This window comes from Rhizobacter sp. P2_H2 (assembly GCF_056403375.1).
Genome location: NZ_JBFUFP010000002.1, coordinates 1 through 22,188 on the forward strand (window position 1 = coordinate 1; position 22,188 = coordinate 22,188).

Annotated in this window: 19 protein-coding genes; 6 read left to right on the top strand and 13 right to left on the bottom strand. The window is 71.7% G+C overall.

Annotated features, from left to right (window positions below; translation table 11 throughout):
- Positions 1-1,659, top strand: a 1,659-nt coding sequence (locus tag AC1D15_RS00345) for a GGDEF domain-containing protein (RefSeq protein ID WP_477824481.1), incomplete at its 5' end; no start/stop codon positions are given.
- Positions 1,660-2,419: 760 nt separating this feature from the next.
- Here AC1D15_RS00345 and AC1D15_RS00350 read toward each other — a convergent pair.
- Positions 2,420-4,927: a PAS domain S-box protein gene (locus tag AC1D15_RS00350; protein ID WP_477824482.1), complete on the bottom strand. Its 2,508-nt coding sequence runs from the start codon at positions 4,925-4,927 to the stop codon at positions 2,420-2,422.
- 151 nt (positions 4,928-5,078) lie between these two features.
- Between AC1D15_RS00350 and AC1D15_RS00355 the strand changes: the two genes are divergently transcribed.
- Both AC1D15_RS00355 and AC1D15_RS00360 read left to right on the top strand, forming a co-directional pair.
- Complete coding sequence (locus AC1D15_RS00355) at positions 5,079-6,080, top strand: Bug family tripartite tricarboxylate transporter substrate binding protein (protein ID WP_047504034.1); 1,002 nt, start codon at positions 5,079-5,081, stop codon at positions 6,078-6,080.
- Between the two features lie 28 nt (positions 6,081-6,108).
- Entirely contained in the window at positions 6,109-6,495 is a 387-nt protein-coding gene (locus AC1D15_RS00360; protein WP_477824483.1) for a GtrA family protein, read from the top strand.
- Here the strand turns inward: AC1D15_RS00360 and AC1D15_RS00365 are convergent.
- Genes AC1D15_RS00365 through AC1D15_RS00375 form a run of 3 tightly spaced genes read right to left on the bottom strand, consistent with a single transcriptional unit; the run spans position 6,470 to position 8,646 of the window.
- Positions 6,470-7,324 carry a ChbG/HpnK family deacetylase gene (locus AC1D15_RS00365; protein WP_465110192.1) on the bottom strand — a complete coding sequence of 285 codons (855 nt, stop codon included), beginning with the start codon at positions 7,322-7,324 and terminating at the stop codon, positions 6,470-6,472. The genes AC1D15_RS00360 and AC1D15_RS00365 overlap by 26 nt on opposite strands.
- Positions 7,321-8,310, bottom strand: a complete 990-nt coding sequence (locus AC1D15_RS00370; protein WP_477824484.1) for a glycosyltransferase family 2 protein — start codon at positions 8,308-8,310, stop codon at positions 7,321-7,323. The genes AC1D15_RS00365 and AC1D15_RS00370 overlap by 4 nt, the downstream gene beginning before the upstream one ends.
- 48 nt (positions 8,311-8,358) lie before the next feature.
- Positions 8,359-8,646, bottom strand: a complete 288-nt coding sequence (locus tag AC1D15_RS00375) for a hypothetical protein (protein WP_156154786.1) — start codon at positions 8,644-8,646, stop codon at positions 8,359-8,361.
- 110 nt (positions 8,647-8,756) lie between these two features.
- On the opposite strand from AC1D15_RS00375, the gene AC1D15_RS00380 reads away from it, so the two are divergent.
- The gene (locus tag AC1D15_RS00380) at positions 8,757-10,517 is read left to right on the top strand and encodes a SulP family inorganic anion transporter (RefSeq protein ID WP_477824485.1); all 1,761 of its coding nucleotides are present in this window, start codon (positions 8,757-8,759) and stop codon (positions 10,515-10,517) included.
- Between the two features lie 14 nt (positions 10,518-10,531).
- Here AC1D15_RS00380 and AC1D15_RS00385 read toward each other — a convergent pair whose 3' ends face one another.
- Genes AC1D15_RS00385 through AC1D15_RS00415 form a run of 7 tightly spaced genes read right to left on the bottom strand, consistent with a single transcriptional unit; the run spans position 10,532 to position 16,950 of the window.
- A complete protein-coding gene (locus AC1D15_RS00385) occupies positions 10,532-11,107 on the bottom strand; it encodes a GNAT family N-acetyltransferase (RefSeq protein ID WP_477824486.1) in 576 nt (191 codons plus the stop codon).
- Positions 11,108-11,147: 40 nt separating this feature from the next.
- Complete coding sequence (locus tag AC1D15_RS00390) at positions 11,148-13,532, bottom strand: glycoside hydrolase family 3 N-terminal domain-containing protein (RefSeq protein ID WP_477824487.1); 2,385 nt, start codon at positions 13,530-13,532, stop codon at positions 11,148-11,150.
- On the bottom strand, positions 13,529-14,011 hold the full coding sequence (locus tag AC1D15_RS00395; RefSeq protein ID WP_465110186.1) for a GNAT family N-acetyltransferase: 483 nt from the start codon (positions 14,009-14,011) through the stop codon (positions 13,529-13,531). Before AC1D15_RS00395 ends, AC1D15_RS00390 begins: the two co-directional genes overlap by 4 nt.
- A 41-nt stretch (positions 14,012-14,052) precedes the next feature.
- Positions 14,053-14,274 (bottom strand): DUF167 domain-containing protein, encoded by a 222-nt coding sequence (locus AC1D15_RS00400; protein ID WP_047504012.1) that lies wholly within the window; start codon positions 14,272-14,274, stop codon positions 14,053-14,055.
- On the bottom strand, positions 14,271-14,672 hold the full coding sequence (locus AC1D15_RS00405) for a PDZ domain-containing protein (protein ID WP_477824488.1): 402 nt from the start codon (positions 14,670-14,672) through the stop codon (positions 14,271-14,273). The genes AC1D15_RS00400 and AC1D15_RS00405 overlap by 4 nt, the downstream gene beginning before the upstream one ends.
- A gap of 12 nt (positions 14,673-14,684) precedes the next feature.
- Positions 14,685-15,200, bottom strand: coding sequence for a hypothetical protein (locus tag AC1D15_RS00410; RefSeq protein WP_477824489.1), 516 nt, complete (start codon positions 15,198-15,200; stop codon positions 14,685-14,687).
- A 46-nt stretch (positions 15,201-15,246) separates the two neighbouring features.
- On the bottom strand, positions 15,247-16,950 hold the full coding sequence (locus tag AC1D15_RS00415) for an AMP-binding protein (RefSeq protein ID WP_477824520.1): 1,704 nt from the start codon (positions 16,948-16,950) through the stop codon (positions 15,247-15,249).
- Positions 16,951-17,070: 120 nt separating this feature from the next.
- Between AC1D15_RS00415 and AC1D15_RS00420 the strand changes: the two genes are divergently transcribed.
- Positions 17,071-18,585 (top strand): glycosyltransferase family 39 protein, encoded by a 1,515-nt coding sequence (locus AC1D15_RS00420; protein WP_477824490.1) that lies wholly within the window; start codon positions 17,071-17,073, stop codon positions 18,583-18,585.
- On the opposite strand, the gene AC1D15_RS00425 is transcribed toward AC1D15_RS00420, so the two are convergent.
- Positions 18,578-19,528: a GlxA family transcriptional regulator gene (locus AC1D15_RS00425; protein ID WP_477824491.1), complete on the bottom strand. Its 951-nt coding sequence runs from the start codon at positions 19,526-19,528 to the stop codon at positions 18,578-18,580. The genes AC1D15_RS00420 and AC1D15_RS00425 overlap by 8 nt on opposite strands.
- 108 nt (positions 19,529-19,636) lie before the next feature.
- Between AC1D15_RS00425 and AC1D15_RS00430 the strand changes: the two genes are divergently transcribed.
- Complete coding sequence (locus tag AC1D15_RS00430) at positions 19,637-20,647, top strand: SLAC1 anion channel family protein (protein WP_477824492.1); 1,011 nt, start codon at positions 19,637-19,639, stop codon at positions 20,645-20,647.
- 198 nt (positions 20,648-20,845) lie between these two features.
- Here AC1D15_RS00430 and AC1D15_RS00435 read toward each other — a convergent pair whose 3' ends face one another.
- Positions 20,846-22,090 carry a carbohydrate porin gene (locus AC1D15_RS00435; protein WP_477824493.1) on the bottom strand — a complete coding sequence of 415 codons (1,245 nt, stop codon included), beginning with the start codon at positions 22,088-22,090 and terminating at the stop codon, positions 20,846-20,848.
- Positions 22,091-22,188 lie beyond the last annotated feature (98 nt).

A 22,188-nucleotide genomic window follows, 5' to 3' on the forward strand; every position in this document is an offset into this window, starting at 1 on the left:
CAGCAGGGCTGCCCGGGGCCCGATGGTGCGCCGGCGGCCACCGCGCCCGGCTGCGACTACCGCGCCGCGTGGCGCGCGCTGCAGGTGCTGGAGCGCCATGCGCAGAGCCGCGCGCTGTGGGCCGAGGGCGCGCGCCACCTGCGCACCGCCGCGCAGCTGGCCGAGGCGCAGCACGACGGCTACCGCCAGGCGCTGGTGCTGGGGCTGCTCGCGCTCGACATCGCGCGCCAGGGCGACATGCCCGGCGCGGTGCGCACGCTGCAGCAGGCGCAGCGCGTGGCGGCGCCGCTCGACGACCCCGACGTCGATGTGCGGCTGCGGCTGCACGAGGCGCGCCTGGCCGACCTGCGCGGCGAGCACCAGCAGTCGCTGCGGCTGGCCGAGGAGGCGTTGCCGATCGCCGCGCGGGCCGATTCGCCGCGGCTGGAGTCGCTGGTCAACGCGAACCTCAGCGACCTGTATGCGCGCCAGGACCGCCCGGCCGATGCGCTGCGTGCGGCCGAGGCCGCGCTGCCGGTGGTGCGCCGCCATGGCGATCTGCGTGCCGAGCGGGTGCTGATCAACAACGCCGGGCTCGCGAAGATCGGCCTCGGCCGCCTCAACGAAGGCCGGCTCGACCTCGCCCGGCTGGTGGAGCTGTGGCAGCGCAACGGCGCGCCGGGCAGCGAGGCGCAGTCGCTGCGCGAGTTCGGCGAGGCGCTGGCGGCGGCCGGCGATGCGCGCGGCGCGCTGGAGCTGTTCCACCGCGAGCGCAAGCTGAGTGCCGAGGTGATGAAGGCCAACCGCGCCGCGGCGCTGAAGGATGTGCAGCAGCGCTACGACACCGAGAGCAAGCAGCGCGAGATCGAACTGGTGAGTCGCGACAACGCGCTGAAGACCGCGGCACTCGCGAACCGGGAGCTGCAGCAGCGGGTGTGGGCGCTGATGGCGGCGGTGCTGGCGCTGTCGGTAGGTGTCGCCGCGCTGCTGTACCTGCGGGTGCGCGAGATCAACCGCCGGCTGCAGGCGAGCCATGCCAACCTGCGGCTGCAGAGCGAACGCGACCCGCTGACGGGCCTGGCCAACCGCCGCCAGTTCCAGGCCGCGATGGCGCGCAACGGCACGCAGGGCATCGAAGGCGCGCTGCTGCTGGTCGACATCGATCACTTCAAGCATGTGAACGACGGCCACGGGCATTCGGTGGGCGACGCCGTGCTGGTGGAGGTGGGGCGGCGGCTGGCCGGCTGCGTGCGCGAGCGCGACCTGGTGGTGCGCTGGGGCGGCGAGGAGTTCCTGATCCTCGCGCCCGAGGTCAGTGCCGAGCAGGCCGAGCAGCTCGCGGCGCGCGTGCTGGAGCAGATCGGGCGCGAGCCGATCGCCAGCGGCACGGACGGCGGCCCCGACGACGTGCTGCGCGTCACCGCATCGATCGGCTACGTGCGCTTTCCGCTGCCGCCCGACGAGCTGCCGGTGCCGTGGGAACAGGCGGTCAACCTGGCCGACATGGCGCTCTACACCGCGAAGGGCCAGGGCCGCAACCGCGCGATCGGCGTGGTGGGCGCGCAGCTGCGCTCGCCGGACGAGCTGAAGGCGATCGAGAACGACTTCGACAGCGCCTGGCGCGACGGCAGGGTGCGGCTGCATGAGCAGGCGGGGCCTCAGCCGGATCTGTTCTCGTAGTTTTTGCATTGGCGCGGCAAAGGCATGTGGGGGAGGCTGTGGCTCGCCGGCCGGTGCGGTCATTGCCCTGGGGGCAATGACTCCCCGCCGCTGACTGGTTTCATGGCCCGTCGYCSAAACTCCCTCCACTCACTTCGTTCGTTGTGGTCAAACAGTCGACGACAGTCAGTGCACGAAGCGTGCTGCGCACGCGGGCCATGAAACCAGCCAGCTCCGGCGCCCCGTCCCTATTGGCGCTCCACAGCCTCCCCCACATGCCTTTGTGGCAGCACCGTCCCCCTTCGGGAGGTGACAAGCGAACAAATGAAGGTTGAGTCCGGGTTGTCACCCGGGCAACGAGTGCCGCTTGAAAAGTGCCGCCAGACGCAGCGGGTGAGGGTGTCGGCATGGAGGGACGATTGATCGCAGATGCGGAACCGGGCCCGGGCGACAGCCCGGGCATCAAACCCCATTTGTTCGCTTGTCACAGCCGAAGGAGCAGGGCGGTGGCACAAAGGCGCGTGGGGGAGACCGTGGAGCGCCAATCAGGACGGGTCGCCGGAGCTGGCTGGTTTTGCGGCCCGCGTGCGCAGCACGCTTCGTGAACTGACTGTCGCCCACTGTTTGACCACAACGAACGAAGTGAGTGGCGGGAGTTTGGGCGACGGGCCGCAAAACCAGTCAGCGGAGGGAAGTCATCGCCCCCTGGGGCGATGACCGAACCGGCCGGCGCGCCACGGTCTCCCCCACGCGCCTTTGCGCAAACATCAATGCGCAAACCTTATGGCGCCCGCCCCGCTTGCTGCTCGTCCAGGCAGCGCAGCAGCTGCGCCACGTTCACCGGCTTGGTCAGGTAGGCCGCGAAGCCCGCCGCGCGCGCCACCTGCGACTGCTCCGGCGTCGCGTCGGCCGACAGCGCGATGCGCGGGCAGCCGAGCGCCGCCTCCAGCGCGCGCGACACCTCGACGCCACTCATGTCGCCCAGGTGCATGTCGAGCAGCAGCAGGTCGGGGCGCTGCTGCAGCGCCATCTCGACCGCCTGGCGCCCGTTGGCCGCCACCAGCAGCCGCCAGTCGGGCCGCATCTTCATCACCTGGCGCACCAGCTCGACGTTCATCGGGTTGTCCTCGGCGTACAGCACCGTCCAGGGCGCCGCCGGAATGTCGACGGACACCTCGGTGGGCGCGAAGCCCGGGTCCGACGCCGCCATCGGCACCCACGGCAGGCTCGCGGTGAAGACGCTGCCGACGCCCGGCTCGCTCTCGACCGACAGCCGGCCGTTCATCAGCTGTACCAGGCGCTGCGTGATCACCAGGCCGATGCCGGTGCCTTCGACACCGCTGCGCTCGGCGCCGAGCCGGTTGAACGGCTCGAACAGGTGCGCGATCTGCGCCGCCGTCAGCCCCTCGCCGGTGTCGCGCACCTGCAGGTGCACCAACCCCACGCCCGCGTCGACCGGCCAGCTCAGCAGCACCTGGCCGCCGCGGCGGTTGTACTTGATCGCATTGCTCAGCAGGTTCACCAGCACCTGGCGCAGCCGCAGGTGGTCGGCCTGCACGCAGATGCGCGGGTCGGCCGCCTGCGGCGATGCACGCTCGATCAGCAGCTGCACGCCGGCCTCGGCCGCAGCCGGCGCGACCATCGCGAGCGCCTCGTCAACGACGCGCCGCAGCGCGACGCTGCCCGACACCAGCGCGACGCCACCGCTCTCGATGCGCGACAGGTCGAGCACATCGTTGATCATCGCGAGCAGGTGGGTGCCGGCCTGCGTGATGTGCTGCACCCGCATCTGCTGCGCCGCGTTCAGCGGCTGCTGGCTGTCCAGCTCCAGCAGCTGCGCGAAGCCGAGCACCGCGTTCAGCGGCGTGCGCAGCTCGTGGCTCATGCGCGACAGGAACTCGGTCTTCGCGGCGTTCGCGCGCTGCGCCGATTCGGCCGCGAGCACCGCCTCCTCGATGCGCTTGCGCTCGGTGATGTCGATCATCAGCCCGCGCAGCAGCCGCTGGCCGCCCTCGGGGCGGAACACCGTGACCCAGCTGCTCATCCAGCGCACGCTGCGGTCGGCCGCGTAGAAGCGGTACTCGATCGCGCTGACCGAGCCGGTGAGCTGCGAATCGGCGACCTCGCGCAGCGCGCGCTCGCGATCGTCAGGGTGCACGTGCAGGATCCAGAAGCGCGGCTGCATCCAGTCGGCCTGCGGGTAGCCGAGCAGCTGCTTGGCCTTGTCGCTGACGAAGGTGAAGTTCTCGGTGCGCGGGTCGCCCTCCCAGAAGATGCCGTCGACCGAGTTCAGCAGGTCGACGAAGCGCTGGCGGCTCGCCCGCAGCTCGGACTCGGCCTGCTTGCGCTCGGTGATGTCCTGCACCACCGCGATCAGGTAGTCGGGATGGCCGTCGGGCTTGCGCACCAGCGTGACGTTGATGGTGGCCCAGACGATGCGGCCGTCGGCATGCAGGTAGCGCTTGTCGGCGCGGTAGCGCGGGATCTCGCCGGCCAGCAGCTGGCGCCGCCGGCGCCGCTCGCCCGCCAGGTCGTCGGGGTGGGTCACGTCCTCGGTGCTGAGCGCGAGCAGCTCGGCGCGGCTGCGCCCGAGCATGTCGCACAGCTGCTGGTTCAGGAACAGCGGGAAGCCGTCGAGCCCGATCTGCACGATGCCGGAGCCGGCCATCTCGAGCACCGCGCGCAGCTGGGTCTCGCTCGCGCGCAGCGCATTCTCGGCCTCGCGCCGCTCGCGGTCGTTGCGGACCGCGCCGAGGATCGCACCGACGCTGGTGAAGAGCGGTTGCAGCCGGTCGACCAGGGCCTGGTCGAAGCCGCCCGGCCGGTTCGCGAGGCCGACCATGCCGAGCATCTCGCCGCCGTGGAACAGCGGCACGCCGAGGAACGAGCGCATCGCCGGATGGCCGGGCGGCAGGCCGCCGCGCCGCGGGTCGACCTCGGGGTCGTTGCTGATGACCGGCGCACCGCTCAGCACGGCGGCGCCGAACAGCGTGCGCATGTTGTGGAACTCGATCGTGTGCTCCGGGCCGCCGTGCATGTGGCGCTCGTACAGCGCGCGCGTCGCGTCGTCCCACGAGATGTCGGTCAGCACGTAGAAGCGCAGGTAGGGCGCGCCGTCGCCGTCGTGCAGCACCTCGGCGATGAAGCCGTACTCGCAGGCGGTGCTCTCGAGCAGGTCGGTCAGCAGCGGCGCCAGCATCTCGCGCGGCGGCGCGGCGCGGATGTAGCGGGACTGGACCCGGGCGATGATCGCGCCGAGGTCGTCGGCAGGCGGGAACGGTGGGGGCACGGTCGTCGGGTTCCGGTGGGCACGAGAGCGTGCTGCAGGCAGGTGGATCGTGGCACAGCGCCCGGGTGGTGAGAAGTAGGGCGAGCGCGGGTACGGGGCGGCGTTGCGCTGCCGCACACTGGGCCCATCCCTCGAGAAGACCGGAGTTCCCATGACCTGTCCGACACGCCGCCAGGTGCTCGCCACCGCAGCGGCGGCCGCCACCGCAGTCCTTGCCTCCCCCCTGCGCGCCCAGGGCGCCTGGCCCACCAAGCCGGTGCGCATCGTCGTGCCGTTCGCGCCGGGCGGCACCACCGACATCCTGGCGCGTGCGCTCGCGCCCGAGCTGAGCCGGGCGTTCGGCCAGCAGTTCATCGTCGACAACAAGCCGGGGGCCGGCGGCAACGTCGGCGCCGAGCAGGTGGCGAAGTCGCCGCCGGACGGCTACACGCTGCTGATGGGCACGGTCGGCACGCACGGCATCAACCAGTCGCTGTACCCGAAGCTGCCGTTCGACCCGATCAAGGATTTCGCACCGGTCACGCTGGTGGCCGGCGTGCCGAACGTGCTGGTGGTGAATCCGGCCAAGGCCGAGGCCGCGGGGATCAACAGCGTGGCCGACCTGATCCGCTATGCGAAGGCCCACCCGGGCAAGCTGAACATGGCGTCCAGCGGCAACGGCACCTCGATCCACCTGAGCGGCGAGCTGTTCAAGAGCATGACCGGCACCTTCATGCTGCACTTCCCGTACCGCGGCTCGGGGCCGGCGCTGCTCGACCTGATCGGCGGCACGATGGACCTGATGTTCGACAACCTGCCGTCGGCGATGCCGCAGATCAAGGCCGGCAAGCTGAAGGCGCTGGCCGTCACCAGCGCGCAGCGCAGCGCCGCCTTGCCCGACGTGCCGACGGTCGCCGAGGCCGGGCCGGTGAAAGGCTTCGATGCGAGCTCGTGGTTCGGGCTGCTGGCGCCGGCCGGCACGCCGGCGGAGATCGTCAACCGGGTGCAGCAGGAAAGTGCCAAGGCGCTCGGCACGCCGGCGCTGAAGGAGCGGCTGCTGGCGCAGGGCGCGATCCCGAGCGGCATGCCGCCGGCGGAGTTCGCGGCCTACATCGCGGCCGAGACGAAGAAGTGGGCGCAGGTGGTGAAGGTGTCGGGCGCGAAAGTCGACTGAGGTCGGGGGTGGGGTTTAATGCGCGGCCATGGCCGCCTCGCTGACCGATCTGCTGCACCGCTTCTTTCGCTACGGCCTGGTGGGCGTGCTCGCGACCGCGGCGCACTATGCGCTGCTGGCTGCGCTGGTCGAGGGCGTGCAGGTGCCGGCCTGGATCGCCTCGGGCCTCGGCGCGGCGCTCGGCGCGCAGGTCGCGTTCTTCGGCAACCGGCGCTTCACCTTCGACCACCGCGGGCCGCTCGGCCCGGCCTGGCTCAAGTTCCAGGGCACGGCCCTGATCGGTGCATTGGTCGGCATGGCGATCGTCGCGGGCGGCGTCGCGCTCGGCTGGCACTACCTGCTGGCGCAGGTCGTCGCGACCCTGACCGGCCTGGTGCTGACCTTCCTGATCAACCGGCGCTGGACGTTTTCGTAGCGCCGCGCTGCCACACCCGCCCGAGCTTGACGTTCGCCGCCGCCAGGTCGTCGGCGAACGCCCCGCTTTCCAGGTAGGCCAGCTCGCGCTGCCGCGCCGCGGCGATCGCATCGCCGGCCGACTGCGCATCGATCTCGCCCGGGTGGCAGAACACCAGCCCGCCCGACGCAGGCAACGCGCGCAGCCAGCGCTGCATCCACCCGCGGTAATCGGTGTCGACGAAGTCGTAGACGCCGAGCAGCGCCGGGTTGTGCAGCCAGCCGCGGCGCAGCAGCTCGCGGTGCAGCCAGCGCCCGCCGGTACCGGCGATCAGCTGGCGCTTCAGGCCGAAGCCCGGCCCGGGCAGCACGCCGGTGTCGCGCACCGCCGGTGCCGGCAGCAGCTGCCCGATGCCGTGCAGCAGCACCTCTCGCACCTGCGGCAGATGGTGCACATGCTGGTGGCCGTCGATGGTCTGCGGCACGCGGCCGGTCGCTTCGGTGAACGCGGCCAGTTGCGCCTGCCATTCGGCCCGCAGCGCGTCGACCGGCAGCCGGCGCAGGTGGGCCTGTGCGATCAGCGTCGGCAGCGGCGGCAGCACCGGCCACACGCGCGCCAGCTCGGCGCTCAGCGGCAGCCCCTCGGTCAGGTTGAAGTGCAGGCCGCACTCGACGCTGTCGGGCAGGTCGGCCAGCAACGGCGCGCTGGCCCGCCACGCATCGCCGGTCGTGATGCACGACACCACGGTCAGGCGCTGCGCATGCGCCAGCCGCGCGATGCCGCGCGAGACCGACGGCCACAGCCCGAAGTCATCGGCACACAGGCCGAGGGTGCGCGGCGCGCCCGTCATCGGGATTCCGGCTCCGCCAGGCCCTGGCCGGCCTCGCTCGCCACCAGGTAGATCGGGCGGCGCTTGACCTCGTCGAAGATGCGGCCGACGTATTCGCCGAGGATGCCGATCGACAGCAGCTGCACGCCGCTGAAGAACATCAGGCTGCACACCAGCGTGGCCCAGCCCGGCACATCATGGCCATAGATGAAGTGCTGCGCGATCACGAGCAGCCCGAAGCCCATGCCGCCGAACGCGATCAGCGCGCCGAGCGCGCTCCACAGCCGCAGCGGCACGTTCGAGAACGCGGTGACGCCGGTCAGCGCGAGCCGCACCAGGCTGCGCATCGAGAAGCTGCTGGTGCCGGCATGCCGCTCGGCCGGCGTGTAGTCGATGATCTCGGTGCGGAAGCCGACCCACGCGTACAGCCCCTTCATGAAGCGGTTGCGCTCGGGCAGCGCCTTCAGCGCATCGACCACGCGCCGGTCCATCAGCCGGAAATCGCCGGCATCGACCGGGATGTGCACCGAGTGCTTGGTGTTGACGAGCCGGTAGAAGGCCCAGGTGCCCAGCCGCTTGGCCCAGGTCTCGTCGGCGCGCGAGGCGCGCGCGGCGCACACCATGTCGGCCCCGCCGACCCAGGCCTGCACCATGCGGTCGATCAGGTCGACCGGGTGCTGCAGGTCGGAATCCATCAGCACGACGACCTCGCCGCGCGCCAGGTCGATGCCGGCGGTCAGCGCCTGCTCCTTGCCGAAGTTGCGCGACAGCCGCACGTAGCGCACGCCGGGCGTCGTGAGGAAGGGCGCGACCGCGAGCGCGGTGCCGTCGGTGCTGCCGTCGTCGACGATGACGACCTCCCAGCGGTCGGTCAGCCCGGCCAGGTGCGCGCTCAGTTGCGGCAGCAGCACCGGCAGGTTGGCGGCCTCGTTGTAGGCCGGCATCACGCAGCTGATGGCGGGGCGGGTGGGTCGGGTGGCGACGGGGTTGGCAACTGTGGAGCGCATGGACGGGGCTGTTCACCTGGAGCAGCCCGCGACTTTACGCCGGGAAGCTCAGCGTTGGCCCTGCTTGATGCGCGCGATCCGCGCGCCCATCTCCTCCAGCTGTGCGAGCGCATGGCGGGCGTCGTCGTCGAGCTCACCGGCCGGCAGCCGCTTCGCGAGGCCCAGCACCAGGTCGCTGAGCACGCCGATCTGCCTGCCGTACGACGCCACCTCGCGCAGCACGCGCAGCTCGGTCTCGTCGTTGCCGGCACGGGCCAGCAGCGAGGGGTGGATGTCCTGCACGACCGAGCCGCTGAACGGCCAGTTGAACTGCGGGTTGAAGTTGAGCCACCACATGGTCGTCGCCTCCCTGGCCGCGGTCGCAGCCTTGCCCGGCAAGTGTTGGGCTGGTATCCGCCGAAGGCAATCAGCTGCCTTGGGGATTGCACTCGACGGACAATCGCCACATGCGTTTCACCCCCTGGCGCCTGGATTGGCGCGCCTACCGTCGCGAGGCCCTGCGCGACGACCTGGTCGCCGCCTTCGTCATCAGCGTGCTGCTGATCCCCCAAAGCCTGGCCTATGCGCTGCTCGCCGGGCTGCCGGCGCAGGTCGGCCTGTATGCGAGCCTGCTGCCACTGGTGGCGTACGCGGCGCTCGGCTCCAGCCCGGTGCTGGGCGTCGGGCCGGCCGCGGTGCTCGCGCTGATGATCGCGCAGGCGATCGGCCAGGCGCCGGCCGGCGTCGAGGCGCCGGCGGTCGCGCTGGTGCTGGCGGCCGAGGTCGGGCTGCTGCTGCTGGCGGCGGCCTGGCTGCGGCTCGATGCGCTGGCCGCGCTGCTCAGCGTGCCGGTGCTGCACGGCTTCGAGACCGGCGCGACGCTGTCGATCGCGCTCAGCCAGCTGCCGGTGCTGCTCGGCGCGTCGGCACGCGGTGCCGATGCGGTGCAGGTGCTGCACAGCTGGTGGCAGGCGGTGCGGCCGTGGGCGCCGATGACGGCCGCGTACGGCCTGGGTGCTGTCGCGCTGCTGTGGTTCACGCGCCGCCATGCGCAACCATGGCTCGCCAAGCGCTTCGGCCGGCCGCACGCGGTGCTGGTCGGCCGGCTGGTGCCGCTGGCGGTGCTGGTCGGCGCGATGGCGACCGCGATGCTGACCGGCGCCGACCGGCACGGCGTGACGCTGGTCGGCGCGCTGCCGGCGCTGTCGCCGAACTTCGCGCTGCCGCTGCTCGACGCCACGCTGTGGTGGGCACTGCTGCCGCAGGCGCTGCTGATCGCGCTGGTCACCTACGTCAGCAGCCTGGTCGTCGCCGAATCGCTGGCGCGCCGGCTCGGCCAGCGGGTGGATCCGCGGCGCGAGCTGGCGGGCCTGGGCGCGGCCAACATGGCGGCGGCGCTGACGGGGGGCATGCCGGTCAGCGCGAGCTTCTCGCGCAGCATCGTCAGCCTGGAAGCGGGCAGCCGCACGCGCATGGCCGGCGTGTTCACCGCGATCCTGATGGTGCTGGCGATGCTGCTGCTGGCGCAGCCGCTCGCCTGGCTGCCGACGCCGGTGCTGGCCGCGACCATCCTGGTGGCGGTGCTGTCGGGCCTGGCGCTCGGGCCGTTCCGCGAGGCCTGGCACTACGCGCGCAGCGAGTGGGTGGTGATGGTCGCGGTGGCCGCGCTGATGCTGCTGTTCGGCGCCGGCTGGTCGCTCGGCCTGGGCGTGGCGGCATCGATCGCGCTGCTGCTGCAGCGCACCGCGCGGCCGCACGTGGCGCTGATCGGCCGCGTGCCGGGCACCGAGCACTACCGCAACATCGACCGCTACCAGGTGGAGCTGACGCCGGGCGTGCTCGCGTTGCGCATCGACGAGAGCCTGCTGTTCACCAACGCCCGCCAGCTGGAGGACGTGGTCGCGCAGCACCTGGCGACCCACCCGGACACGCGCCGCGTGCTGCTGCAGATGGCGCCGGTGAACCGCATCGACCTGAGCGGCCTGGAGGCGCTGCGCGCACTGCAGGACATGCTGGCCGCGCGCGGCATGCGGCTGGACCTGTCGGAGGTGAAGGGGCCGGTGATGGACGGGCTGCGGGCGGGTGGCTGGCAGCAGTGGTTCAAGGGGGAGTTGTTCCTGAGCGTGCACCAGGGGGTGACATGGAGCCCCTCGCCCGATGGGTACACCGGGCTGTCCCCCGAGGGAACGCGGGCCGGCTTGGGGCGGGCCGGCGCTCGGCCCGCCTGACGGCAGACCTGGCCCTACGGATCCAGCACCACCACCCGCTGCTCGCGCCGCAGCAGCGAGAACTGCACCAGGTCCTGCGCCTGCCCGCCCCACCAGCCGGCCTCGCGCAGCAGGCCTTCGCGCACGAAGCCGAGCCGCTCCACCAGCTTCAGCGACGCGATGTTGTCCGGATGCACCTGCGCCTCGACCCGGTTGAGCTGCATCTGCGCGAAGCCGAAACCCAGCACCGCGAGCAGCGTCTCGCGCATGTAGCCCTGGCCCCAGGCCTCGCGCGCCAGTTCGTAGCCGACCATGCAGGCGCRCCACTGGCGGTTCCAACGGAACAGCCCGCAGGTGCCGATCAGCCGGCCGTCGTCACGCCGCTCGATCCCCCAGCGGATGCCGGGGTTGGCCAGCGTGCGCGCCGTCGCCCAGCCCTCGATCACCTTCTGCGCCGCCTGCTCGTCGGGCAGCGGCTCGGTGCCGAACCAGCGCATCGCATCGGCATCCGAATGGATCGCGAACAGCACCGGCGCATCGGCCAGCGAGGTCTCGCGCAGCAGCAGCCGCTGCGTCTCGAGGACGGGGAAATGACTCGACGGGTCGGACATGGCAGACCTGGAACAACGGTCCGCCGAGTCTACGTCCGCTTCACCCTTGCATCTGACAAGTGACACGGCTCTCCATGCGCCAGTCGCGCCCGAGCGTGCGCACCGCGCCGGTGACCTGCACGCTCGCGCGCAGCCGGATGTCGGCACTCGACGCACCGACCTGCAGCTCGAACTCGCCGGGCTCGACGATGCGGGCGCCGGCCGCACCGGTGAAGTTCAGCATGTCCACCGGCAGGTGGAAGCGCACGCGCGCCGACTGGCCCGGCGCGAGCGCCACGCGGGCGAAGCCCTTCAGCTCCTTGACCGGCCGCACCGCCGACGCCAGCACATCGCGCACGTACAGCTGCGGCACCTCGACGCCGGCGCGCGCGCCGGTGTTGGTGATGCGGCACGACAGCTCGATCTCGCCGCGCTCGATGTCGACCTGCGGCTGCGCGAGCTGCAGCTCGTCGTAGGCGAACGCCGTGTACGACAGCCCGTGGCCGAACGGATGGCGGCTGCCGAAATGCAGCGCGATCGGCGTGCCGGCGCTCTTCAGCTTGTGGTTGTAGAAGTACGGCATCGCGCCGGCGCTCTTCGGCACCGACAGCGTCAGCCGGCCCGACGGTTCGACCGCGCCGCTCAGCACCTCGGCGATCGCGGTGCCGCCTTCCTGGCCGCCGGCAAAGGCCATCACCAGCGCGGCCAGTTCGTGCTCGCGCCCACCGAGCGTGTAGGGCCGCCCGCCGGTCAGCACGACCACGGTCGGCGTGCCGCTGTCGAGCACCGCATCGAGCAGCGCCTGCTGCACGCCGGGCAGCGCGAGCGAATCGGCGTCCGAGCCCTCGCCGACGGTGCCGGTCTGGAACAGGCCCGCCAGATCGCCGACGCAGACGATCGCGACATCGGCAGCCTTCGCGCAGGCCACCGCCCCCGCGATGCCGTCGCGGCGCTGCGAGACGCGCGAGACCCGCTCGCCGTTCACCGCCTCGGCCACGTCACCGGGGAACACCGGCGCACCGGCGCTGCGCTCCTCGAGGATCGGGCAGCCCTGGGCATAGCGCACGTTCGCGTCGCCGAACACCGCCTTCAGGGCCGCGAGCGGCGTGACGACCTGCGACGCGCCTTCGGCCTGGTCGTTGAGGATCAGGTGCACCGGGAAGCTGTAGCCGCCGAGCAGCGCCAGCGGGTCGTCGGCCGTCGGGCCGATCACCGCGATGCACCGGCCGGCGCGCGCATCCAGCGGCAGCACGCCGTCGTTGTGCAGCACGACGACCGATTGCCGCGCCACCTCGCGCGCGAGCGCGACGGTCTCGGGCTGCTGCAGCGCGATGCCCGCCACCTCGGTATACGGCCGCTCGAACAGGCCGATCCGGAATTTCTCGGTCAGCACGCGGGCGACGATCTCGTCGACCTTCTGCATCGTGATGAGACCACGCTCCAATGCTTCGCGCAGCTGCGGCGCGCAGTCGTCGCCCGGCAGCTCGATGTCGAGCCCGGCGTTGAACGCCTGCGCGGCCGCCTCGGCCCGGTCGGCGGCCACGCCATGGTGCTGGTACAGCAGGCTGATGCCGACGTAGTCGGCGACGACCAGCCCGTCGAAGCCCCACTGGCGGCGCAGCACCTCGGTCAGCAGGTGCTGCGAGGCATGCGCCGGCTCGCCGTCGATGTCGTGGTACGCCGGCATCACCGAGCCGGCGTTCGCCTGCTTCACCGCCATCTCGAACGGCAGCAGGAACACGTCGTTCAGCTCCCGCCAGCCGAGGCTCACCGGCGCGTGGTTGCGTGCACCCTCGCTGGCCGAATGGCCGGCATAGTGCTTCAGCGTGGCGAGCAGGTCGCGCTTCGGCCCCTGCAGCCCGCGCACGTAGCGCGTGGCGAGCACGCCGACCAGGTACGGATCCTCGCCGAAGGTCTCTTCGGTGCGGCCCCAGCGCACGTCGCGCGAGACGTCGAGCACCGGCGCCAGGCCCTGGTGGCAGCCGACGCTGCGCGCCTCGCGGCCGATCGCCTGCGCCACCTGCTCGACCAGCTCGGGGTTCCAGGTCGCGCCGTACGACAGCGCCGACGGGAACAGCGTGGCGCCGCGGCCCATCAGCCCGACCAGGCACTCCTCGTGCGACAGCGCCGGGATGCCGAGCCGGGTCTGCTCGACGAGGAATTTCTGCAGCCGGTTCAGCGCACGCACGCCGCTGGCCGGGTCGACGCTGTGGCTGCCGAGCGGGCGCGAGATCTGGCCCAGGCCATGGCGCAGGCCGTGCCGCACCGTGTCGGCGTCGCTGCCGCCGGTGAAGCTGTCCATGCGCGGGCGGTGATCGCCGTCCTCGGACAGCACCAGCCAGAAGGCGTGCAGCTGCGCGATCTTCTCGTCGAGCGTCATGCGTGCGAGCAGGTCGGCCACGCGTTCGGGGACCGGGCGGGCCGGGTCTTGGTAGGGATGGGTCATGGGTTTGTCTCGGATCTGTTCTGGGAAGCATCGAGCACCTTCGCGAGGCACACCGATTGCGTGCGTCCGGCGTAGTGGCCGAAGTTGGGAATGCGCGCATAGCCGCGCGATTCGTAGAAGCCGACGGCCCGCTCGTTGACGACGCGGGTCGACAGCCACAGCGCGTGGTAGCCGAGCGTGGTCGCCTCGGCTTCCAGGAAGGCGAGCAGCGCCGAGCCGACGCCGCGGGTGCCCGGCCGGGCGTACATGCGCTTCAGTTCGGCGACGCCCGGTTGCAGCGGCCGCAGTGCACCGCAGCCGACCGGCCGCGACTGCGCGTCGCGCGCAACGGCGAAGCGCGCCCGCGGATGGCGCACGTCGTCCGGATCGAACGAGGACCGGCCCGGGTCGCCGGTGAGGGCCGCGAGCGTGTCGGAGAGTTCGTCCACCAGCGCCCGCGCATCGGGCGAACCGGGGTCTTCAGCGGTGATCGTCAGCATGGCGGCATCGAGGAAAGCGTGCGCAACAACGCCGGCCCGGATCAGTCCAGCTGCACCAGCTTCATCCGGCCGGACGCCCCGCTCCTGATCTGCACCTGCGATTTGCGCAAACCGAAATGTTCGGCGATCAGCGCGATCAGCTCCTGATTGGCCTTGCCATCTATCGGCGGCGATTTGAGGTGGGCGAGCCAGCTGCCGTCCGGCTGGGCCTCGAGCTGGCGCAGGCGCGCGTTCGGCTTGACCTTGACCTGCAGCGTCGTCATCGCGCCGGTGCGGCCGGGGCGGGCTTCGCGACCGCGACCAGCGTCACCTCGTAGGCCTTGCCGTCCGGCCGCTTCAGCGCGAGGCGCAAGGACTGGCCGACCGTCTTGTGCATCACCGGCTCCAGCTCGCGGGCCTTGCGCCCGGCGATCGTCAGGCCGTCGGCGGCGATCACCAGGTCGCCGACCGCGATGCCCTTCTGCGCGGCCGGCGACGCCGGGGCGACGCGCGAGATCGTCACGCTCTGCAGCTTCGGGTTCCACGGCATGCCGCCGTCGGTCTTCACCGAGATGCCGATGCCGTAGTAGCCGACCGGTGGCGCGTCGGCCGCGTGCGCCGCGTGGACGAAGGGCAGGCACAGCGCGGCCACGGTGGCCGCGAGCAGCAGGCGCCGTCTCATGCGAGCTCCTCGTCAGCTGGCAGCGCGCGGCATGGCCGGGATCTCGCACGACGCGGCGGCGCCCAGTCCCTTCAGGAACGCACGGCGCACGGTGCCGGCGGCGATGGCGGCGGCGACATCGCGCGAGTAGCGTTCGGCACCGCTGAGCTTGCGGATCCAGCCGCGGAACGGCACCACGCCCTCGGCGGCGCTGCGCAGGTTGCCGACCGCCATGCCGCTGGCGGTGCCGGCGCCGCGCTCGATCAGGCTCGGGTTGCTGGCCGACGGCGGCGTGTCGAGGTCGGGGCCGAGCACCGCGTCGAGCGACTGCACCTCGGCGACCAGCGCCGTGCAGCCGGCCGGCGCCGGCACCGCATACGGCGCCTTCTGCGCGGCCTGCAGCGGCGCCGGGATGTCGGTGCGGATCAGGTTCAGGTCGTTCAGCGGCGTGACCATCGCCTCGCCGGCCTGCGTGAGCGTCTGCCGGGGGGCGTCGGAGGCGCAGGCGGTGAGGGCGAGCGCGAGGCAGGTGAGGGCGAGTTTGGTCATGGGGTGGCAGTCTAGTGGGGAAATCCGTGGGCTCCGGCGGCTCGGCTCAGGCGCGATGCCACACCACCGGCCGCCGGGCCGCGGACCAGCCCTCGAACAACGCCCCGTACGCCTCCTCGATCCGGTTGCGCTTGACCTTGAAGGTCGGCGTGATGAAGCCGTTGTCGACGGTCCACGGCTCGCTCACCGTGACCAGGCAGTCGAGCTGTTCGTGCGGATCGAGCCGCTCGTTGACATGGCGCAGGTGGGCTTCGAACGAAGCCTCCAGCTCCTGCCGCGACAGCGGGTCTCCCGCACCCTGCGCGGCCGCCGGCGACAGCATCAGGATGCCCATCGGCTGGCCCAGGTTCGCGCCGATCACGCAGCAGGCCTCGACCGCCGGGTGCATCACCAGCCGGTCCTCGATCGGTGCCGGCGACACGTACTTGCCCTTGCTCGTCTTGAACAGGTCCTTCACGCGGCCGGTGATGCGCAGGTTGCCCTGCGCGTCGATCTCGCCCTTGTCGCCGGTGTGCAGCCAGCCGTCGTCGGTCATCGCCTCGCGCGTCAGCCCCGGCGCCTTGTAGTAGCCCATCATCAACCCGGGGCTGCGCATCTGGATCTCGCCGTCGGCCGGCGCGATGCGGCACTCGACGCCGTCGTACGGCGGGCCGACCGTGCCGGGGCTCGCGCGGCCGGGCAGCGTCGCGTGCGACACGCCGCAGTTCTCGGTCATGCCGTAGGCATCGAGGATCGGCAAGCCCAGGCCCGCGTACCAGGCGCGCAACTCCGGCGGCAGCGGCGCGGCGCCGCAGGCGGCGACGCGGCACTGGTCGAGCCCGAGCGCGCGCAGGATCTTGCGCCGCACCAGCGCGCCGACCAGCGGGATCCGCAACAGGCGCTGCAGCTTCGCCGGCGGCATCTTCGCGTGCACGCCCTGCTGGAACTTGACCCACAGCCGCGGCACCGAAAAGAACACCGTGGGCCGCGCGCGCTGCAGGTCGCCGGCGAAGGTCTCCAGGCTCTCGGCGAAGAACAGGTGCATGCCGGTCGCGAGTTGCCCGTGCTCGACCAGCGCCCGCTCGGCGACGTGGGCCAGCGGCAGGTAGCTCAGCATGCGGGTGTCGGGGTCGATCGCCTCCAGCCGCTTCAGCCCGGTGCGGATCGACCACGCGAACGCACCGAAGCTCTGCATCACGCCCTTGGGCACGCCGGTGGTGCCGGAGGTGTAGATGAGGGTCGCGAGCTCGGCCGCGTCGCGCACCGGCTCGCCGGCCAGCGGCGCGGTGCGCGCGACGAGCGCATCCCATTGCGGGTAGTCGTTCGGCGGCGCGAGCGGCATGCCGATGCACGGCAGCTCGTCCGGGATGCCGGACTTCATCGCCTCCCAGCCGTCGAGCTTGCCGACGAACAGCAGCTGCGCCTCGCTGTGCAGCAGGATCTGCCGGATCGTCGCGGCCGACAGCGTCGGGTACAGCGGCACCGAGACACCGCCGGCCATCCAGATCGCCCAGTCGGCCATCAGCCAGTGCGCGCAGTTCTTCGACAGCAGCGCCACCTTCGCGCCGTCGCGCACGCCACGCTCGCGCAGGTGGGCGGCGATGCGCCGCACCTCGGCCATCACCTGCGACCAGGTGAACTCGCGCAGCACCCCGCCGCCCTGCGGCTGCGTGAAGCAGATGCGGTCCGGCGCGCTGCGCTCCCAGTGGTACAGGCGGTGCAGCGCGAGGTGTTCCGGCAGGATGGGATCGGCCACGTGCAACTCCGGCATCGGCGCGATGGCACCGGTCACCGACGATAGGAGCGGCAGGGCCCCGGCGCCTAGAGGGTGAGTACGGGGGGCGGGGATTAAACTGCGGCGCCCTGTCGGCAGCCCGGCTCCCCTCTTCCCATGGCCTTGTCCTCCCTTGTCTCCGATCGGCCGCCGGCCGCTCCCCGCCTGCCGCCGGCACTCGCGTTCGCGCTGCTGTTCGGCATCGGCTGGGCGCTGTTCGGGGCGCTGCTGAATCCCGGCCAGCCGGGCGACCACTTCGAGCAGTTCACCTGGTCGCACAGCTTCGAGGGCGGCTACCACAAGCACCCGCCGCTGCCGACCTGGATGCTGGCCGCCGTGATCCGCGTGTTCGGCTTCTCGCCGCTGTGGCCCTACCTGCTGGMCGCGCTGTGCGTCGCCGGCACCGCGGTGTTCACGTTCGGGGTCGCGCGGCGCCTGCTCGGCGAGCGGCTGGCCGGCGTGGCCATCGTGCTGTGGGGGCTGCACTTCGCGTTCAGCTGGAAGGGCCAGCTGTTCAACCACAACACGGTGATGATGCTGTGCCTGGCGGCCGCGGCCTGGGTCGCACTGCGCGCTGCCGAGCCCCGCACCGGCTTTGGCTGGTGGATCGCGCTGGGCGTGCTGGCGGGGCTCGCGCTGCTGTCCAAGTACCAGTCGGCGGTCGGGCTGGCCGGGCTGATCCTGGCGCTGGGCCTGAGCGGCATGCTGGCCACCCCCCGCGCACGGCTCGGGCTGGCGCTGGCCGTGCTGATCTCGATGGCGCTGTTCGCGCCGCACATCGCCTGGGTGTTCCACCACCAGTTCTCGACGCTGCGCTATGCGTCGACGACCGCGCTGCAGCTCGATGCCGCGGGCCGCATCCACAAGCTGCTGTCGTTCACCGCGGTGCACCTGCGGATGCTGGTGCCGGTGGGGGTCGCGATGCTCGCGCTGGTGGCCTGGCAGCGCGCCGCGCCGGTCGCCGCAGCGCCTGCGGATGTCGTGCCGCCGCGCGTGCGGCGCGCATGGCTGTTCGGGCTGCTCGGCTTCCCGCTCGCGGTGCTGGTCGTGATGTGCCTGGTGTTCGGCGTGCGCCTGCAGGACCACTGGGGCTTCCAGAGCGTGCAGTTCATCAGCCTGTGGTTTGCCTGGCTGCTGCGCAAGCGCGTCGGTGCGGCCACGCTGCGGCGGCTGTGCCTGCTGGCGCTCGCGATCCACCTGGCGTTGATGGCAGCCTATGCGCGCTCGGTGGTCGATCCGTCGACGGTGGCCGGCCGCGGGCGGGCCGACCAGTTCTACCCGGCGCAGCATCTCGCCGACACGGTGCTGGCCGCATGGCGGCAGACCACGTCGTGCCCGCTGCGCTTCGTGGTCGGCCCGACCTACGAGGGCGGCATGGTGTCGGTGTATGCAGGCAGCAACCCGCCCGTGCTGGAGTCGGGCGATCCGCTGAAGTCGCCGTGGGTCGACCTGGCGGCCCTGCGCGACGCCGGCTCGGTGCAGCTGTTCCACAGCGCCGACGAGGCCCCGCCCGGCACGCCGCCGCTGCACATGCTGCCGTTCATTCCCGGCGGCTCGACCACGTCGACCTACGACATCCTCTGGACCATCGTGCCGCCGCAGGATCCCGCCTGCGCCAGCCCCGTCAAGTGAACTGCCGCCGGTAGTCGCGCGGCGCCACACCCACGCGCCGCGTGAAGGCGCGCCGCAGCGCGTCGGCATTCGAGTAGCCGACCGCATCGGCCAGGCGCTTCAGCGGCAGGTCGCTCGCCTCGAGGCGCCGGCGCGCCTCGTCGATGCGCGCGAGCTCGACGAACTCGGCCGGCGTCATGCCGGCTTCGTCCTTGAAGATGCGCGCGAAGTTGCGCTCGCTCATGCCGGCCCGCGCCGCCAGCGCCGGCACCGACAGGTCGCCGCGCAGGTTCGCGAGCACGTGCTCCTGCAGCGCGCGGATGCCTGATTTCTCGGCGGTCTGCGCCGCCAGGTGAGCGCTGAACTGGCTCTGGCCACCGGGCCGCTTCAGGAACATCACCAGCTCGCGCGCGACGCGCAGCGCGAGTTCGCGGCCGTGGTCCTCCTCGACCATCGCGAGCGCCAGGTCCATGCCGGCCGTGACACCCGCCGAGGTGTAGAGCGGCCCGTCCTTCACGTAGATCGCATCGGGCTCGACGGTGGTGCCGGGGTTCTCGGCGGCGAGGCGGTCGACCGAGTTCCAGTGCGTCGCGACGCGCCGCCCCTGCAGCAGCCCGGCCGCCGCCAGCACGAAGGCGCCGCTGCACACCGAGCCGATGCGCCGCACCGCCTTGGCGTGGCGCTGCAGCCAGCGCCGCACGTCGTCGCGCGCGGTGATCGATTCGACCGCCGGGCCGCCGGCCACCAGCAACGTGTCGAAGCGCCCGCGGTGGGTCGCGATGGTCGCGTCCGGCTGCAGGCGCGGGCCGCTGCCGCAGCGCAGCAGGCCGGCCTCGGTGCCGATCAGCTGCACCTCGTAGGCCCGCAGATCGCCGAGCTGGCGCGCCGCCTCGACGAAGACATCGGACGGGCCGGCGACATCCAGCAGCTGGACGCCCGGAAAGACGAGGATTCCGACACGCATGGCAGAGGCTCTCGGATGTTTGGCAGGAATCGGCGGGCATCGCCGGCACGGCTCGGGCCAGTGTGGCTGAAACTTCTCGCTCCGGCAAATCCAGCCATCGGAGTTCGCATGTCCAGCCCGTCGACGCCACGTCTCTCTTCCGCCATCCCGCCCGCTCTTCCTCTGAAGCATCCGCCCGGCGTGCGCCACCTGCCGGTCAACCTGTTCGCCTCGGTGATGGGCCTGTCGGGCCTCGCGCTCGCGTGGCGGCAGGCGGCCGGGCAGTTCGGTGCGCCGCCGGTGATCGGCGAGGCGATCGGTGCCTTCGCGTTGATCGTGTTCGGCGTGCTGGCCCTCGCGTACCTGGCCAAGCTCGCGTGGCATCCGGACGCGGTCGCTGCGGAGTTCCGCCACCCGGTGGCCGGCAACTTCTTCGCCACCATCGTGATCGCGTTGCTGCTGCTGTCGGCGGTGCTGCAGCCGTACAGCGGCGCGGTGGCCGTGGCGGTGTGGACGCTGGGCGCCGCGGCCGCCTTCGCGCTGAGCGGGGTGGTGATGTCGCGCCTGCTGCGCGGCGCCGTCGACGCGAAGCTCGCGGTGCCGGCCTGGGTGATCCCCGGCGTCGCGACGCTGGACATCGCGGTCACCGGCGCGCAGATGCCGATGCCGTGGGCGGCCGAGCTCAACTGGGCGGCGATGGCGCTCGGCACGGTGATCGCGCTGCTGCTGCTGGTGCTGGTGCTGTCGCGGCTGGTGCATCACGAGCCGCTGGTGGGGGCGATGGTGCCGTCGCTGCTGGTGCTGATCGGACCGTTCGCGGTCGGCTTCCTCGCGTACACCGCGATGACCGGCGCGGTCGACCGCTTCGCGTCGATGCTCTTCTACTTCGCGCTCTTCATCTTCCTCGTGCTGGCGCCCAAGGTGTTCCGCCGCGACGTGCCGTTCGCGCCGGCGTGGTGGGCGATCGGCTTCCCGCTGGCGGCGCTGAGCAACGCGGCGCTGCACTACGCCGCGGTGCGCGGTGGCTGGCCGCTGCAGGCGATCGCGCTCGCACTGCTCGCGTTCCTGACGGCGGTGCTGGCGGTGCTGACGGTGCGCACGCTGCGCATCGCGATCGACGGCCGGCTGCTCGCCGGCTGAAGCCCGGCCGCACGCAAAAAGGCCCGGCACAGGGCCGGGCCAACGCTCTCGCTTCGGACCCCCACCGCCGTGGGGATCCCGCGGATCACGGCGCCGAGGCGCCGAGCCCGCGTGATCGGGCCGCACACCGGGGGAGTCGGGCAAGCACGATCCCCCAACCGCGGCAAAACCTCTCCGTCCGGCGGCGGCCCGGGCCGATCACCACCAGGTCTCGCCTTGGATCCCGACGGACGTGCCGGCCTTCTTGTCGCCGAAGACGGCCTGCGTGGTGCCGCCCAGGTTCAGGCGTGCCGCCTCGTTCCACGTCGCGTGGGTGACGAACAGGCGCACGGTCGGACGCGACCACGGGTCCTTGCCGGCCGAAGCGGCCAGCGTGCCGGTGATCTTCGTCATCGTCAGGTTGCCGGTGCTGCCGGCGTTGGCCGCGAGGCTCGAGCCGGCATCCGGCTTGACCTGGTCGTGGCCCACTTCGAGCAGCGCGCGGAACGGGCCGCCGAGGTAGGTGTCGGCGCGGGCACCGAGCGCGAACCACTTGTTGCCGGCGTCGGCGCCCGCGTTGTTGATCTGCTTGTTGATGCGGTACTCGGCGATCGCATCCCAGCCGGTGGCCTCGCCGAACTTGCCGGTCTGCTGGATCACCACGCGGCTGTTCTTGGTCTCGCCCAGCTTGTCGAACTTGGCGCCGAAGATGGTCGATCCGCCGAGCGTGCCGTTGATGGTCTGGTAGGCGCCGACCGCGAGGCCCTTCGGCTGCTTGTCGGCTTCCTGGCCGTTGGCGCCGCTGGTCTTCGACTGCATCGAACCGGTCACGTAGATCGACAGGTCGCCGTTCGGGATGTCCTTGATGCCGGTCAGGCGCACCGGGATCGTGAAGCGGTTGTTCTTCACCGAGGTGTCGTTGACGGCACCGGGCACGCCGTAGTTCGGGTCCATCATGAACGCGACGCTGAGCTTGCCGAAGCCCAGCTCCATGTCCTCGATGCCGGCGCCGTTGCCGTCGTTGTTCTCGAGGAACTGGTCGTTGATGCCGAGCTGCAGGCGGTTGTAGAAGCGGCGGCCGGCCCAGACCTTGCCGTTGGCCAGCTGGCTGATGTGGTCGCCATAGGTGTAGATCTGGCCGAAGCGCGTGGTCAGCGCGTCGGGCTGCGACTGGCCGGCATCCCAGGCCTTGTAGACGCTCGGCATCACGTGCACGTGCCAGTCGGATCCCTCGAACTCGGCGAGCTTCGCGTTGATGTTCGGCTCGACGACGTAGTCGCATTCATTGCCGAGGCGCCACTTGGTGTCGGCGCCGGCCAGCTGGTAGCACACCTGGTTGCCGCCGCGCGTGTTCAGGCCGACGCCTGCGCGCATGTAGCCCGAGAAATCGATGGCCGGACCGGCGGCGGCCGAACCGGCGGCGCCTGCAAGCGCCATCGCGAGGAACAGAGGTTTCTTGTTCATGGTGTCTCCTGGTCTCCTGTTGGGGTGGAAGAAAGGTCGTTCGCCGAAGTGGCGGCTTTTGGCCTTGGAGTGGCAGGCCAAAACGGGGGACGCGACGC